Below are 16,399 nucleotides of genomic sequence, written 5' to 3'. Positions count from 1 at the left end.
GAACGGGAACTCAGAATTGGAAATACAGGAAGGGCGAATAGCTCTGTGCCGACAGCTTCAGCACCGCGAGCACGAACAGCGGCCACACCAGCCACTGCGCCAGGCTGAACATGCGCTGCGCCATCACCGGCCGCAGTGCCGTCGGCTCGGCACGACCGGCGGTGGCGCCGCGCCAGATCAGCACCAGCACTGCCAGCAGCAGCGTCGCCAGCTGCAGATGCGTAATCGAGCTGCCGAAAGCCTCACTCAAGCCGAGGCCATCGAAGGAGAACATCGCGGTATAGAACTGCCAGGCGACGCCGACGCGCTCGGCGCGGAACATGACCCAGCCCAGCACCACGAACAGGAAAGTCGGCGCCCAGCGAATCAGGCTGAAGCCCGGACGCTCGGCCTTCACGCCGAGTACCCGCTCGATGCACAGGATCGCGCCGTGCCAGGCACCCCAGATCAGAAACGTGAAATTGGCGCCGTGCCACAGCCCGCCGAGCAGCATCGTCAGGAACAGATTGCGATAGGTTTTGGCGACGCCGCCGCGATTGCCGCCGAGCGCGATGTACAGATAGTCGCGCAGCCAGCTCGACAGGCTCATATGCCAGCGCCGCCAGAACTCGGTGATGCTCTGGCTGACATAGGGCTGGTTGAAGTTCTCGACGAAGCGGAAGCCCATCATCAGGCCCAGGCCGATCGCCATGTCGCTGTAGCCGCTGAAATCGAAGTACAGCTGCACCGTATACGCGATCGCCCCTAACCAGGCGTCGGCCGTAGTCGGATCGCTCAGCGAAAAAGCCTGGCTGACCATTGGCGCGATCGAGTCGGCGATGAAGACTTTCTTGACGAAACCCTGCATGAATCGCAGCGAACCCTGACCGAACAGCTCGACGCTGTGCTCGCGCTTTTCGAACTGCCCGGCGAGATCCTTGTAACGGAAAACCGGGCCGGCGATCAGATGCGGGAACAGCGCGATGAAGGTCGCGAAGTCCACTGGATGCTTGGTGGCTTCGACGTCGCCGCGATAAACATCGACGATGTAGCTGATCGACTCGAACACATAGAACGACACGCCGATCGGCAGGATCACATGCGCCAGCACGAAGGGCTGCAGCCCGAACTGGGCTAGCAGCAGGTTGAAGCTGTCGACGCCAAAGTTGGCGTACTTGAAATAGCCCAGCGTTGCCAGATCGACGCCGACACCCAGCATCAGCCAGCGCCTGGCCAGCGCGCTACGTGCGCCGGCTTGGCCGATGCGCAGACCGATCAGGTAGTTGAACACCGTGACGCCGGCGAACAGCAGCAGGAAATCGACACGCCACCAGGCGTAGAACGCATAGCTGCCGATCAGCACGACCCAGTTGCGGTAACGGCCGCGATCCGGCGTCAGGTAGTACACCGCCAGGAACAGCGGCAGAAACAGAAACAGGAATACGTTGGATGAGAAGACCATGGTTACAGTCGCTCGCTGGTGGCGTGGATCGACACTCTTCGGGAAACCCCGTTCCTCCCGAGTAGGCCACGCAGTGGCCGTATCGAGGGATGCATCGTGCTCAAGTCCCTCGATACGTCTCGCTGCGCGAGGCTACTCGGGAGGAACGGAGCGGCGTGATTGATGGGCATTGCCAGTTTCACGTCAGTTGCTCGTGCCGACGACGGTGGCGGTTGCGGGCCGCACCACCACCGCCTTCTTCTGCCGCATCAGAATGTTCAGCACTTCGTCCTGGTGCTTGCCGAGAATGCCGGTGAACTTGATGCCGAGCTCGCGCTGCGGCGCGCGCAGGTCGACGTCGTACAACTCCAGACTCAGCGGCTGATCGATGTTGACCGGCGACGAGCCGTTGGAGATCAGCTGGCCACCGGCGACGATCATCGAGATCGTCTTGCGGAAAGGATCGAGCGCCATGTTTCGGCCGGTGCCGCGCAGGTCCTTGACGTGGCCGTAGACGCCGGACAGGCCGTTGGCGATGGCGACGTTGTCGTACAGGCGCACGTCGGTGCTGTTGCGCACGCGCATGCCGTGACGGTTGTTGCGTGTGACCAGGTTGCCCCAGATCAGCGTCTGCGGGCTCTCGTAAATCGTGATGCCGTCGGACTTGTTGCGATAGACACGGTTGTACGCAACTACGTTGTTGACGCTGTTGCGGTCGACGACGATGCCCGACAGATGGTTCTCATAGGCCTCGTTGTTGATGATCCAGCTGTCGTCGACTTCGCGCGAGACGATGATGCCGTGCTTCTCGCGAGTTCTATACGCCTTGTTCTCGGCGATGATCAGGCGCCGCGAGCGATCGTGCGGATCGATGCCGTACTTGATGTTGTCGTGGTAGTCGTTGCCGCGCAGCACGAAGTCTTCAGCCTCGTAGCAATAGAAGCCATACCACAGGTCATAGAACTCGGAGTCGATGATCCAGCCGCTCGGGTTCGGCCGGTTCATCACCTGTTTCAGCGACGGCGAGAACTGCGAAATCGACACGCCGTAGGATTTGCTCGATGCATAGCCGAGGTTGGCGATCACGCTGTTGACGATGTAAGTCTGCGATCCGCCCCAGGACACGATGAAGGGCCGGAAGTCGTGCTTGTCCTCGAACTGCGCGGCGTCCTTGCGTGCCTCGTTCCAGGCACGCAGCCGGCTGCCGGTGATGAACAGCCGGCCCTCGTTGATCAGGAACGATCCGCGATCCTGCGACAAGCGGAAATCGCCGACCGAGTCGTCGATATGCAGGGTCGCGCCCGGCGCGACGTCGATCGGCAGGCGCGCGACGAACACGCCCTTCTGCACTTCCTCGAAGTACTGGCGCGGTACCTGCCGGGCGATGTCGCGCGGCGTGACGTAGCCACCGCGGATGAAGATCGCTTTCGGCAAGCCGCCCTGCCGCGCCGCCCAGTCGCGCATGCGTTCGTCGCGGCCCATGAAGCCGCGGAACGACAGCTGGTTCAGCACGCTGGCGACTTCGGCACGGCCCGGCCGCTTCTGCTGAATCTTCTCCATCACCTTGTCGGCGGTATAAGGCGTCAGATCCGGCAAGGTCGGCGGCGCCATCTTCAGCTCGGCGCCGGACGAGGTGCTGATCTCGTACGGCCGCTTCTCGGCTTCGAGCAGCTTGCGATCGTCCTCGGCCGGATCGTCCTGATCCGAGCCGTCGGTCTGATAGCGCTCGCCGGGATCGTCCAGCGAGGCATCGAGCATCTCGTCGTCGCTGGATGCGTCGTCGTGATCGCCCAGGCCGAGCCGCGGCGTTTTTGCAAACTTCGGCGTCACGACATCCGGGTCTTCGTCCGGGTCGCTCGCTGCGCTCGGCAGCGGCGTATGCTGCGCCGCGGGCCGCGCATCCGCCGGCGCGCAGCCCAGCCCCAGCATCAGGCTCAGCAGCAGGCCCGACAGCGTCGCTGGCCATCTCAATACCACAGCGTCAACTCCAGCATCACGCGGTACTCGTCCTTGGCCTGCGCGCCGTAGGCCTTGCCCGGATTGAACCAGGACGCACGCAGCCGCAGCGAGCTGTCGGCCGCGTCGTCGGACGGCGTGTAGTCCGGCAGCTCGTCGGTGCTGGCGCGGCCGAGCGAAAAGTATCGGCTCATCACCAGGTCGAGGCCGTCGCCGAGGTCGTGGCTGTCCTGCACGGGAGATACGCTCAGCCCGTCGCTGACCACGGCACCGTCGCTCTGGGTACGGCGGAAGCGGTTGTAGATCAGGCTGGCGTCGTAGCCGGCTTCGCTGAGCGACGCGAACGCGCTGGCCACTTCCAGGTTGCCTAGTTCGGGCCGGTAGGCCTCGTTGTAGCGATAGATCTGCGTGCGCGTACCGGTGAAGCGCGAGTAGTTGCTCTGGATGCCAGTCTGCTCGAACTGCCGGTCCGCGTCATCGGCGCTGCCGCCGCTGCTGTAGGCGTAAGCCGCGCCGACTTGAACCGGGCCCGCGACGCGCGCGCGGATGCCGGTCTCGGCAGCCCAGGCATGCGTGTCTTCGCCGGCGCTGCCGACGACCGTGTGCGTCGCCGGGTCCTCGATGATGCGATCGCGATGGCCGCTCAGGAAAGTCGCCGAACTCCAGTACGAAAGCTCGGCGCCCTGAGGCTGGATCGGCCGCCAATCATAGGAATGGTTGTCGGCGTAGACGCCGATCCAGGTCAGATTCCCCTGGGTGTTGCGCTCGCTCGGGTCAACGGTGTCGCCAGGCGCCGGCAGATGCTCGTCGTCGATCGCATGCGCCACGCGCAGGCCGATGCGCTGACGCTCGATCCAGTCGTAATCGATATGGCCGAATACGTAGGTACGGTCCTTCTGCTCGCGCGCGATATCGGCGCCATCGCTGCGGTAGCTGTCGAACTGGTGGGCGACGCCGAGCTCGCTGTTGAGCAGCGTGGTGTCGACGATCCAGCGCAGCGCGTCGATTTCCTGATCGAGGAACTGGGCATCTTCATCGCGGATGCGCTGCCGGCCAAGCCGCAGTACTTCGCCGGGATAGCTGGTCAGGCCGCCGTATTCAACCCAGGCTTCCTTCAGCGCGACGAAGCCCTTGCTGGTGGCACCGAGGTTGTCGTTCTCGTTGCCGGGCTGCAGCAAGCTGCCGCTCGGCTGATAAGCACGCACGCGGACGAACGCGGCCCAGTCCTCATTGAACTGCAGATGCACCCAGGGCGTCATGTCGACGTAGGCCTCGGCGGTCGAGTCCGCATTGTTGAGATCCAGATCGCGGCCGCCATCGGCGACGCCGGCGACCGTGGCCTTCAGCCGATAGTCGAGTTCGAGCGCATCGGCGATCACCGGCATCGCGACACCAAAGCCGGCGGCGACGAGCATCGACAGATGCCGGCGGCGAACAACAGCCAAGGCTCCATTGGAATTTTTATTGATCATGTTTTTATTGATCCCGTTTATTGATCCTGTTTATTGATCCTGTTTATTGATCCCGTTTTTATAGATCATGTTCATCAGGTCTGGCCGTCCCTGGCAGAACCGGCGGCCAGCGGATTCGCCGGCGTTTGCTGGGCATAGCGGCCGGCGCCGGCATCCGGGCGCGCGGCGATTTCGGCGCGCAGCCGCTGCTCGGCCTCGGTGGCCTGCTGCGGGCTCAGCTGCGCCTTGATCGCAGCGAGCAGCGGCGCGGTGTTGTCGCTGCCGCCGGCAACGGCAAGCTTGGCGAACACGTAGGCGTCGAGCAGATTCGGGCATAGCCCCTTGCCGGACGAAAACAGCCGCGCGATCGCGCCGTCGGCCGAGGCATAGCCATGCCGCGCGGCGTAGATCAGATGCCGGGTTGCCAACAGCGGCGAACTCTCGTCCAGATAGCCGTACTGATACAGACGGCCGAGAAAATAATGCGCCTGCAGCGCCGTCTGCGGATCGTGTTCGGCCTTGCTCAGATATTGCAGCGTGCGCGCCGGATCGCGGACCGCCCGAGCGCCCTGCAGATACAGCGTGCCCAGATACAGCCGCGCTTCCGGCACCCCATCCTCGTCGCCCTGCTTCAGCCTGGCTTCGACGTCGGTGCCGGGCAACAGATACGGATAGCGCACCACCACGCCGGCCGCGAGCACCGGTGCGAGGCCCTGCCCCTGCAGCAGTTTCTGCAGGACCTTGCCGGCAAGTTCAGGCTCGGCTGCGATCTCCTGCGCGGCTGCCGAAGTCGCCGCGTCCGTCGGAGCGGCGTCATCGCCGGCGGGTTTCGCCGCGACCGGCAGGCTCGGCCCGCTGCAGCCCGGCGAGATCTGGCTGTGCTCCGCAGCCTGCTGGCGCAGCGCCGCCTCGCCTTCGTCTTCCTCGACATCGGACAGCTTCACGTCCAGGGCCGACAGATTCGGGATCGGATCGTTGCTGTCGTCTTTCGGATCGTCGACCAGTACACGCGCCAGCGAAGTCAGCGCGGTTTCACTCAGCAGTTGAGCGTCATACGCGACGATGCTGTCGTCGACCTGCTTTTCGAGCTGCTTGTGATCGCCGCGGCGCCGCGCATCTTTGGCCAGATCGATATGGCATTCCGGTACCTGGTCGATCGCCTTGCGGCACAGCTCGAGCAGATGCGCGGGATGGCCTTCTATCTGCGGCGTGCTGCGATACCAGCCAACGGCGGCCGAGAGGGTGTCCGGCTGCGGAATCTTCTCGGCACGCGCGGCAAGCCTGGCGACCTGCCGCTCGCGATCCAGCTGCGGATGTCCGGAGTACAGGCGCACCAGGCCGGCCAGCGCCTCGCTGTCCCTGCGATCCGCGTAGGCCGTGCTCAACAGCTGCTGGGCTTCGACGAGTTCGTTGGGATCATTGGAGCGGGCCAGCAGGCGGCCGAGCGGAACCTGCACCGGCACCGGTGCCCGTTGCCCGGCATGGCGCAGCCAGACGATCGCCGCAGCGATGCGATCCGGCGTGCCGATGCGTGCGTAGAGCTTGCCGAGCGCGATTTGCGCCTCGACATAGCCAAGCTCGGCCAGCGGCAGCAGATCGGCTTCGGCATCGTCCATGCGATCTTCGGTGGCGGCCAGCTGGCCGCGCTTCAGATCCGGCAGCCCGCGGGCCGCAGCCGACTTGGCCTCGACGACGACGGTCTCCTGCGCCCGGGCGACCGCCGCAACCAGCAGCGCGCCAGACAAGGCCATCACCGATAAGCGCGCGGCGCCATGCCGGAACCGGCTCATGCGCGCCGGCTCACTTTTGCGCGACCAGCTTCTGCGACACCAGCGTGCGCGCGCGTTCGCTCAGGCTCGCCACCGCTGCGCTGATCGCGGACTCGTTGCCGAGTGTCGCCTGCACCGGGCGGTCGATCAGCTGGTTGTCGAGCGGGCGGTCCGGCTCGATCGTCGCGATCACGTCGGACAGAGCGCTGGCGCCGTTGAGGCCGCGCATGTCGCTGGCGCTGGCTTCGGCGGCGCCGGCCGGCGACAGCAGGCGCAGATCACGCACCTTGCCGTAGCGCTCGGTCGAATCGCCGGTGACCGTGAACGCGACGACACGGCCGATCGGCAGACGATCGATGCTCTCGAAGCGGAAGCGCGCCAGCACGTAAGGCTTGGCGTCGACCGGCACCAGCTCGAACAGCGGCTGGCCGCGGTTCACATACTGGCCGTCGAACGCGATCTGCTGCTGCACGCGGCAATCGCAGGGGCTCGACAAGGTGCCCTTGAGCTGCTCGCCCATCAGCGCCGACAGCTGTTCCGGCGTCAGATGCATAGAGCCGAGATCGGACTGCACCACGTCGAGCATCGCCGCCTGGAACGAACCCAGCGGCTGGCCTTTTTTGACGATGCCGTCGGCCGGAATCAGGCTGAAGAACGTACCGTCGCGCGGCATCGTCACCGCGAAACTCGGCGCGGCGACCTTGGCCGCGGACGCCTGCGTGACGAAGGCCATCGCATAGAGTTTGGACCCCGCATAAAAGCAGGCAGCGATTCCGACCAGGGCCATCGCCGCGGTCGCCATCATCGCGCGAAAGCGTGCGCGGCCGCTGAGCCCGCCGGCGTCCTTGACCGCGCGCGGCTTGACGAAATTGTCGCGCGACAGCACGTTGATCAGCTCGCCGGTGGATACCAGCTCGCCCGCCAGCGTCGAGTTGATCAGCTGACGCAGCACCGAGGTTTCGCGCGTGCCCAGCGCCATGAAGCTGCCGCCGACGCGGCTGCCGCCCGGCGATACATTGCGGATCTGCAGCGTGATCGGCAACACCATCGACACCGATTCGAGCTGGAAACCAAGCCGTCCGCGCAGCGTGGCGCCGACCTGGAAGCGATCGCTCTGCGCGTCGAAGCTGAGCCCGCCGGCCGACAGGTCGTTGAGGCGATAACTGCGCGGCGCGCCTTCGCCGTCGAGCAGAAAACTGCCGGCGACGCGCACCCGCGGATGCTGGCGTTGTGCCTCGGCCTCGTGCACCAGTGAAGGTCTGACATCGTCCATGAGCGTTCCTGTTGACTGTCCGTGTAGGGCGGGTCGTGACCCGCCGCTGTTTCTGCATCGTCTAAAAAACGGCGGGTCACGACCCGCCCTACGGCGCTACGGTGCCGGCGCGGTCACCATCGCCACCACGAAAGCTGCAAACAAGCTGCACGCGGCAAAAGTGAAAATGTTGGAAGACCAGCGATTGAATCGAGTCTGAAAATCGTTGAGGCCGCGGTCGAGCGTGGTCTTCTGCCGCGTCCACGACTGCTGGTCGAGACGGAACGAAACCTTGATCTTCATCAGCGAGCCGAGAATCTGGTTGTAGTACAGCAGCAGCGGGAATCCCGGACCGACCGGATGACCGGAAATTACCAGCAGCCAGGCCATGATCAGGCGCGTCAGCCCGACCCACAGCAGAAAGCTGACCAGGAAAAAAATGTTGAAGCGGATGCTGGCCGCGACCGCCAGCGCCAGCCCGAGCAGGCCGGTCCACATCAGGATGCGTTGATCGAGCAGCACGTAGTAGGTGAACCAGCCGAGGCGCCCCGGGCCCAGGCCCATCGCGCGGCCGTTCTGGCGCAGCGAGTTGCCGTACCAGCGGAACATCAGCTGCTTGCAGGATTTGAAAAAACTGGGATCGGGTGGATGCTCGACCGTGCTGATCGACGCATCCGGCACGTACCAGGTATCCCAGCCCAGACGCATCAGGCTGTACCAGCTGGACTTGTCGTCGCCGGTCAGAAACTGGAAGCGGCCGAGACGCCAGTGATCGAGCGCGTCGTGCTGCACGTCGTAGATGAAGCTCGGGTCAGTGATGATGCTGGCGCGGAACAGCGACATTCTTCCGGTCAGCGTCAGCACGCGCCGGGTCAGCGCCATCGAGCACATGTTCAGGTGGCGCTGCGCGAACCGCAGCTTGTACCACTCGCTGATCAGGTAGCCGCCTTCGACCTGACAGAACTCGTTGGTGGTCAGCGCGCCGACGCCCGGCAGCAGCTTCAGGAACGGCGCGGTGCGGCTGATCACGCCTGGCTGCAGCAGCGTATCGCCGTCGATCACCGCAACCACGGCATCGTCGTCGGGCATGTCGCGCGAGATCGCACGAAAGCCCTGCGCCAGGCCGTCACGCTTGCCGGTGCCGGGAATGCGCACGATCTTCAGCCGCACCCGATCCGGCGGCTGCATCGCATCCCACAGCGACATGATGATGCGCTGATCCGACATCTCGACGATCGACGCGACCAGGGTGGCCGGCCAGCCGCAGCGGATCGCCTCCTGGATGCTGGCGCGATAAACGTCGGCGGTGGTCTGCGCGTCGATGCGGAAGCTGGTGATCAGCAGATACACATGCGAAGGCGCCGCGCTGTCACCCGCCGCATCGGCGAGCTTGCGCAGCCGCGGATACTCCCACTTCAGGAACAGCATCGCGCGGATGAAGTGGATCGCTCGCAGTGAGTAGCGCCAGATGCCGAGCGCGCCGATCGCCATGAAGTAGTTCGCCGATGCCGGATCAAAAGCGTCCGCCGGCAGCAGGATCGCGATCAACAGCAGGCCGGTGGCGTACAGCAGCCAGCCGATGAAGTCGCGAAACTTCGAGCGGCCTTGCGGCTGGCGAACCTCGACCGGCCTTGCGGGCACGGCGATCTGGCTTGGCGCAATCACGCTGAGTACTCCGCATCTACCAGCAGATGCCCTGCATGTCCTCGTCGGACAATTCCGGCATGAAGCCGACCAGGTCGACGACTTTGTGGTCCGCACGTGAGCCGTTGACGTACTTCTCGAAGCTGCGGTCGCGCAGGCCAAGCACCAGAACTTCGGATTCGTCGATCACATCGCTAAGCTCGGTTTTGAGCAGCGACGAAATATGCGGGATTTTGCTGTTGATGTAGTCGCGGTTGGCGCCGTGCACGCGCGCGTAGTCGACGTTCTTGTCGTAGATGCTCAGCTCGTAGCCCTTGCCGATCAGCATTTCGGCGAGTTCGACCAGCGGGCTCTCGCGCAGATCGTCGGTCTTGGCCTTGAAGCTCAGGCCGAGCATGCCGATTTTGCGCAGGCCGAAGGATTCGACCAGGTCGAAGGCCTTCTTGATCTGGCCCTGGTTGGTCAGCATCAGCGACTTCAGCAGAGGGATCTCGACGTCCATCTGCGTCGCACGATACGACAGCGCCCGCACGTCCTTGGGCAGGCAGGAACCGCCGAACGCGAAGCCCGGGCGCATGTAGTAGTCGCTCAGATTGAGCTTGCTGTCCTGGCAGACGACTTCCATGACGTCACGTCCATCGACGCCGGCGGCCTTGGCGATGTTGCCGATTTCGTTGGCGAACGAGATCTTGGTCGCGTGCCATACATTGCACGAGTACTTCACCATCTCCGCCACTTCGATGGATCGGCGCAGGATCTCCGCCGGCAAGTCTTCATAGATCGATGCGAGAAGATCGCCGGACGATTCGTCAAGCTCGCCGATCACCGTCATCGGCGGTTCGGCGTAGTCCCTGATCGCGGTGCTCTCGCGCAGGAATTCCGGATTCACCGCCAGGCCCAGCTGCGGCCCGAACTGCTTGCCGGACGCTTCTTCGATGATCGGCATCACGACATTGCGCACGGTGCCCGGCAACACGGTGCTGCGAACCACGATCGTATGACGCTCCTGCTTGCCTCTCAGCGCGGCGCCGATCTGGCGGCACACCGCCTCGATATGCTCCAGATCCAGATCACCGCTCTTCTTGCTCGGCGTGCCGACGCAGATCATCGACAGGCTGGTCGCCGTGATCGCGTCGATGATGTCCGAAGTCGCGCGCAGCTTGCCGGACTTGACGCCCTTGGCGAGCAGCTCCTCCAGGCCGGGTTCGACGATCGGCGAACGGCCGGCATTGATCAGATCGACTTTGTCCTTGGAAACGTCGACGCCGATGATGCCGTGGCCACGGTCTGCGAGGGCGGCGGCGCAGACGGCGCCGACATATCCCATACCAAAAATGCTGATGTCCATGATTGAGCGGTTTCCTGTTCAAAGTAGCGATTCAAAAGAGCGACACAAGAGAGCGATACAAGGCGAGGCGGAGTGAAACTGTTTGCGCGGTGACGGGCGTCGCTCCACTGACGCGGCGCGCTTCCGGAGCGCGCCGCGTCAGTGGTGCAGGCATCAGGTTTTTGCGAGGCTGTCGGCCTTGCTTTCGATGCGGCCGTAGACATCGCTCATGCGCACGATGTCGTCCTCGCCCAGATAGGAGCCGGACTGGACTTCGATCAGCTCCAGCGTCACGCGTCCCGGGTTTTCCAGGCGGTGAACCTGGGCGGTCGGGATATAGGTCGACTCGTTTTCGGACACGATGAAGCGCTTGTCTCCGCAAGTGACCATCGCCGAGCCCTTGACCACCACCCAGTGCTCGGCGCGGTGGTAATGCATCTGCAGGCTCAGCTGCTCGCCTGGCTTGACGGCAATACGCTTGACCTGAAAGCGCTCGCCAAACGCAACGGTTTCGTAGAAGCCCCAGGGCCGATAGACGCGGCGGTGCGCATCGGCCTCGCTGCGTTTGCGGCGCTTCAGCTGCTGCACCAGTTTTTTGACGTCCTGCACACGGCTGCGCGGAACCACCAGCACCGCGTCTTCGGTCTCCACGACAACATGATCATCGACGCCGACCATCGCGATCAGCCGCCCACCGGAATGCACCAGGTTGCCGTGCGAGGACTCGAACATCACATCGCCGCGGCTACGGTTGCCGTCGGCGTCCTGCTCGGGTAGACGCTCGAGAAAATTCCAGGAGCCGACGTCGTCCCAGTCGGCATCCAGCGGCACCAGCGCCAGCTGGTCGCTCTTTTCCATCACCGCATAGTCGACCGAATCGGCGCGGCAGCCGCTGAAGGACTTGGCATCCAGGCTGATCACATTTTTATCGCGGCGGCCCTTGTCGATCGCCTCACGCGATTTCTCATACGTCGCCGGCTCGTGCTTGCGCAGCTCGGCGAGGAACTGGCCGGAGCGGAACAGGAACATGCCGCCGTTCCAGTAGTGATCGCCCTGCTCGATAAATTCCTGGGCGCGCGTCGCCGTGGGTTTCTCGACGAAGCTCTCGACCAGATGGGCGCTGCTGGTGCCGAGCCTGGGGCCGGCCTTCAGATAACCGAAGCCGGTTTCGGGGCGCGTCGGCTTGATGCCGAAAGTGACGATGTAACCGCGCTCGGCGACTTCGGCCGCGGCCGTCACCGCCTCGGTGAACGCCTTGATGTCGCCGATCGCATGATCGGCCGCCATCACGAAGACCAGAGCCTCGGATCCGAAATTCTCCATCACGAAATGCGCGGCAACCGCGACCGCCGGCGCGGTATTGCGCGCATCGGGCTCCAGCAGCACGGATGCGTCGCGGATATCCGATTGACGCAGCTGCTCGGCGATGACGAATCGATGCTTCTCGGCACCGATCACGACCGGCCCGAGCGCGTTCTCGATTTGCGATGCACGCGCGACGGTGTCCTGAAACAGGCTTTCGGCACCGAGCAGCGCATGAAACTGTTTAGGGTAGTGCTCTCGCGACAAGGGCCAGAGCCGGCTGCCGCTACCGCCGGCGAGCAGCACCGGAACGATGGTTCGCGCCGAAATCATCGAAGGAAAAAGTCTAGGGGGAACGTCCATGTCACACCTCTCGTTGCGGTTGCCCGTGGCGATGCGAGCTCGGTCTTCCGGCAATCCTTGCCACCAACTCGCAGCAGAAATATGGCAATGGCCGTGCCAGCTCGAAGTGCTGCCTGTGAGATCAGTGACTTGCGATCGGTGCCCGCCGTCAAGCCGAATATTGCCGCGCCGCACACGCTGAAAAGCGTCGCGATCTGGCGACAAGAATCGTTCTGCCAATCGTCGAAACCGCCGGCGACCGGCATGCGCTGCACCATTTCTGCCGCTGTCGCCATCGAGCAACACCGGGCAGCGTCAAGCACAGCCCGTTACTCCTGCCCCGGTACTGCCGACCAGCCGCTTGCGGCGAACGCCAAGGCGCGGCCTGTCGCGATTCAGCGACAGCTCGCGCAGCCGAGCACCCGACGAACTCCGCGTTCATCGCTGGTTAAGTCCACTTCGTCCGAAATCGGCTCATTGCCTAAGGAAGGGCTGGGTTTCCGTGGACCGCGAAAGCGAGTGAATACCATCAGCGTGCCCATCGATGTCGCGTTGCGGCGAGCCGAAAGCCCGCGTCGCTTCGCGAACTGGCTGCTGCGGCGGCCTCGAACCATGGCCGGCCTCGTCGGTGGAGGCTGCCTGCTGGCGGCGACGCCACTGCTGTTTGCGTTGTGGCTCGCCGGGCAGTCCCTGGAACGCATCATCGACAGCACCGAGGCGCTGATCGACGAAGGCGTTACCGTTGCACAACTGGCCGGTGACCTCGACAGCCAACTGGACGATGTCGAGCGCAGCGTGCGCCAGTATCTGGTGCTGCGCGATCCTCAGCTGTATCAACTGGCGGAGCGGCGCTGGGACTCTGCACTCGCGACCGCACAGAGCCTGGCCGCACAGCCGCTCGGAATCGAGCTCGCTGCGCAGGTTACCCAAGTGCGCAGGCAGCTGCTGGACACGCGCAGGACCTGGGAAGCCGACGTCGGCACCGAAGAAGCCGCCAATGGGGATCGGTCCGGCGAGCAGCTGCATGCGGTCGCCACCGAGCTGCACGACATCATCGTCTTGATGCGCGAGCGCACCATCCTGCGGCTCGATCAACTGCGCGGTACCACGCTGCATGCGCGACGCGAAATGATGATGTCGGCGATCACGCTGATCCCCCTCGCCGCGCTGCTCGCCTTCGCCTGCACGCTGGCGGTGACCCGCCCGCTGCGCAAGATATACCGCACGATTGCCGCGCTCGGCCATGGCCGCGCCGTGCCCGCCGTCACGATCGGCTTCCCGCGCGAGATGCATAGGCTCGGCGAACAGCTCGAATGGCTGCGACGGCGCCTAGCACAGCTTGAAGCCGACAAGGACCGCTTTCTGCGCCAGGTTTCGCACGAGCTGAAAACACCGCTGGCAAGCCTTCGGGAAGGCACCGAAATGCTGTGCGAAGGCGCGCTCGGCGGACTGACGCCGAGACAGAGCGAAGTCGCCGGCATTCTGTCCGAAGCGACCGCCGAGCTCGACTCGCTGATCAGCAATCTGCTGGCATATGCGCAGTGGCACGACGGACTGCGTCAGGCGCGGTGCGTCGACTTTGCGCCGCGGCCGCTGCTCGACGAGGTGCTGGCCATGCACGCGTTGGCGATGGCCAAACGTGAGCTGTTCATCGACGTCGACACCGCCGACGATATTCCGCTGCATGGCCAGCGTTCGCAGATCCGCGTCGCACTGGACAATCTGCTGACCAATGCACTGAAGCATGCACCGAGCGGCAGCGTGATCGAGATCCGCACGGCCCGCGATCAGGTGCATTGCAGAATCAGCGTGCGCGACTACGGCCGCGGCATCGCCGAAGCCGAGAAGCAGAACATTTTCGAGCCCTTTGTCCGCGGCGGCGAAGCCGAAGAACAAGGCATCCGGGGCACCGGTGTCGGTCTCTCCATCGTCAAGGAAGTTGCAGAAGCTCATGGTGGCACAATCACTATCGAAGATGCTCAGCCTGGCGCGCGCTTTCATCTGCTCTGGCCTGTTCCCTGCGATTAGCGCAGGCATGCTGCTATCGGCCTGCGTGCTTGACGCAAGTCCGCGCGGCGATGCGCGCTCATCACCATCATCGCAACTGGAATTCCTGGTTGCGGCAATGAATGCAACGCCCGATCAGCGCGAAAAGCTGTGGCGCGCACATCGCGGTGATACCGGCAGCGAAGCCGGCCGTCTGCGGATCGCGCTGCTCCAAAGCCTGCCCTCGCACAGCGGATACGACCCAGCCGCAGCTCAGCGGGACTTGAAGAAGATCAGCTCGCGCAGTCAGGTAGATCCCGATCTGCGCAACCTTGCCAAGCTGCGCGTCGCCGAGCTCGACACGATGCTGGAATACCAGGCGTCGAATGCTGATCTGCAGCGCCGCCTCGACAAGATCGTCTCGATCGAACGCAGCCTGGATACGGCAGCGGACAAGCAACCAGGCAGGAATGACAGTGGAAAGCCCGCAAATATTAGTCGTTGACGACGATAGCAAACTGCTGCGTATCCTGACTCTGCGCCTGGAATCCGAAGGCTATGGCGTGATTGCGGCCGGTTCTGGCGAAGAGGCCCTGCGACGGCTCGACATCGCGCGGCCGCACATGGTGCTGACGGATATGCGCATGCCCGGGCTCGACGGCATTCAGCTGATGACGCAGATTCAGCAGCGTCATCCGAGCCTGCCGGTTGCAATCCTGTCGGCGTATGGCGACGTGCCCGATGCGGTGCGCGCAACGCACGCCGGCGCAGTCGACTTTCTGTTGAAGCCCATCGATCGCGATGGCCTGCTCGCCTGCATTCGCCGCTATACCGAACCGCTGCATGCCGGCACCAAGAACTGGGCACATGACGTGGTCACGCGCAGCCCGCTGATGCATGCACTGCTCGACGATGCCGAACGTGTCGCGCGCACCGACTCGGCGGTCCTGATCACCGGCGCCAGCGGCAGCGGCAAAGAGGTCCTGGCGCGCGCGATCCATCGCGGCGGTCCGCGCGGCCCGCGGCCTTTCGTCGCGATCAACTGCACCGCCGTACCCTCGGAGCTGCTCGAATCCGAGTTGTTCGGCCACAAGCGCGGCAGTTTCACCGGCGCCACTACCGACCATCCCGGCCTGTTCCGCGCCGCGGAAGGAGGTAGCATTTTTCTCGACGAAATCGGCGACATGCCGCTGAACCTGCAGGCCAAGCTGCTGCGCGTACTGCAGGAGCGCGAAGTGCGCCCACTCGGCGAAACGCGCACGGTGCGGGTCGATGTGCGGGTCATTTCGGCGACGCACTGCGATCTGGAGGCGCGTGTCGAGGACGGCTCGTTCCGCGCCGATCTGTTCTATCGCCTGAACGTGGTGCGCCTGCGCCTGCCGGCGCTGGATCAGCGCCGCGAAGATATTCCGGCGCTGGTGGCACATCACCTGGATTATCTGCATGCGGCCGGCGGCCCGCGGCGCGTGTGTGCGCCGGAGGCGATGGAGCTGCTGGTCGCGTCCGCATGGCCGGGCAACGTGCGGCAGTTGTTCAACGTCGTCGAGCGCTGCGCCGCACTGGCGCCAGCGCGCATCATCAGCGCATCCCTCGCACGCCGCTGCCTGGGTGAAACCAGCGGCAGCCTGGCCTCGTTCGACGAGGCTCGCGCCGATTTCACTCGGGCGTATCTGCGGCAGCTGCTGGAGCTGTCGTCGGGCAATATCAGCCGCGCGGCGCGGCTGGCGCGGCGCAATCGCACGGATTTCTACAAGCTGCTGAATCGCTACGGGCTGGCGCCGACGCAGTTCAAGGCGGTTGGCGAGGAATAGCTCGTAGGTTGGGCTGAGCGTAGCGATGCCCAACGTCGGCGCGGAACCCATGTTGGGGTTCGCTACGCTCACCCCAACCTACAAAACCCTGCGCGGTTACAGCATTGGTAGCCCGGGTGAAACCCGGGGGCCGGCGCGA

11 protein-coding genes are annotated in these 16,399 nt (G+C 64.3%); 3 read left to right on the top strand and 8 right to left on the bottom strand.

The features are described 5' to 3' along the window. Positions 1–10 precede the first annotated feature (10 nt). From JWQ90_RS16120 to JWQ90_RS16085, 8 genes are all read right to left on the bottom strand, one after another. Positions 11–1,441 (bottom strand): MBOAT family protein, encoded by a 1,431-nt coding sequence (locus tag JWQ90_RS16120; RefSeq protein ID WP_299696010.1) that lies wholly within the window; start codon positions 1,439–1,441, stop codon positions 11–13. A 183-nt stretch (positions 1,442–1,624) separates the two neighbouring features. After that, the gene (gene algG / locus JWQ90_RS16115; RefSeq protein WP_299696009.1) at positions 1,625–3,391 is read right to left on the bottom strand and encodes a mannuronan 5-epimerase AlgG; all 1,767 of its coding nucleotides are present in this window, start codon (positions 3,389–3,391) and stop codon (positions 1,625–1,627) included. After that, positions 3,388–4,848, bottom strand: coding sequence for an alginate export family protein (locus JWQ90_RS16110; protein WP_299696008.1), 1,461 nt, complete (start codon positions 4,846–4,848; stop codon positions 3,388–3,390). The genes algG and JWQ90_RS16110 overlap by 4 nt, the downstream gene beginning before the upstream one ends. A 74-nt stretch (positions 4,849–4,922) precedes the next feature. Further along, positions 4,923–6,617, bottom strand: coding sequence for a hypothetical protein (locus JWQ90_RS16105; RefSeq protein ID WP_299696007.1), 1,695 nt, complete (start codon positions 6,615–6,617; stop codon positions 4,923–4,925). A gap of 10 nt (positions 6,618–6,627) precedes the next feature. After that, on the bottom strand, positions 6,628–7,869 hold the full coding sequence (locus JWQ90_RS16100) for a PilZ domain-containing protein (RefSeq protein ID WP_299696006.1): 1,242 nt from the start codon (positions 7,867–7,869) through the stop codon (positions 6,628–6,630). 96 nt (positions 7,870–7,965) lie between these two features. Next, on the bottom strand, positions 7,966–9,429 hold the full coding sequence (locus JWQ90_RS16095; RefSeq protein ID WP_366919526.1) for a glycosyltransferase family 2 protein: 1,464 nt from the start codon (positions 9,427–9,429) through the stop codon (positions 7,966–7,968). 100 nt (positions 9,430–9,529) lie between these two features. Next, positions 9,530–10,840: a nucleotide sugar dehydrogenase gene (locus tag JWQ90_RS16090; protein WP_299696004.1), complete on the bottom strand. Its 1,311-nt coding sequence runs from the start codon at positions 10,838–10,840 to the stop codon at positions 9,530–9,532. A gap of 153 nt (positions 10,841–10,993) precedes the next feature. After that, positions 10,994–12,454: a mannose-1-phosphate guanylyltransferase/mannose-6-phosphate isomerase gene (locus JWQ90_RS16085; protein WP_299696003.1), complete on the bottom strand. Its 1,461-nt coding sequence runs from the start codon at positions 12,452–12,454 to the stop codon at positions 10,994–10,996. On the opposite strand from JWQ90_RS16085, the gene JWQ90_RS29195 reads away from it, so the two are divergent. From JWQ90_RS29195 to JWQ90_RS16070, 3 genes are read left to right on the top strand one after another with little or no spacing between them, the layout of a single operon-like run. Beyond that, entirely contained in the window at positions 12,356–14,491 is a 2,136-nt protein-coding gene (locus JWQ90_RS29195) for a HAMP domain-containing sensor histidine kinase (protein ID WP_366919520.1), read from the top strand. The two genes, JWQ90_RS16085 and JWQ90_RS29195, sit on opposite strands and share 99 nt — an antisense overlap. After that, complete coding sequence (locus JWQ90_RS16075) at positions 14,439–14,954, top strand: hypothetical protein (protein WP_299696052.1); 516 nt, start codon at positions 14,439–14,441, stop codon at positions 14,952–14,954. The genes JWQ90_RS29195 and JWQ90_RS16075 overlap by 53 nt, the downstream gene beginning before the upstream one ends. Next, positions 14,920–16,260 carry a sigma 54-interacting transcriptional regulator gene (locus JWQ90_RS16070; protein WP_299696002.1) on the top strand — a complete coding sequence of 447 codons (1,341 nt, stop codon included), beginning with the start codon at positions 14,920–14,922 and terminating at the stop codon, positions 16,258–16,260. Before JWQ90_RS16075 ends, JWQ90_RS16070 begins: the two co-directional genes overlap by 35 nt. The last annotated feature ends 139 nt before the right edge of the window (positions 16,261–16,399 follow it).

Source organism: Hydrocarboniphaga sp., from assembly GCF_028291725.1.
Taxonomy (GTDB): domain Bacteria; phylum Pseudomonadota; class Gammaproteobacteria; order Nevskiales; family Nevskiaceae; genus Hydrocarboniphaga.
The sequence above is the reverse complement of the archived record's forward strand: the minus strand, read 5'-3'. Positions and strand labels throughout refer to the sequence as shown.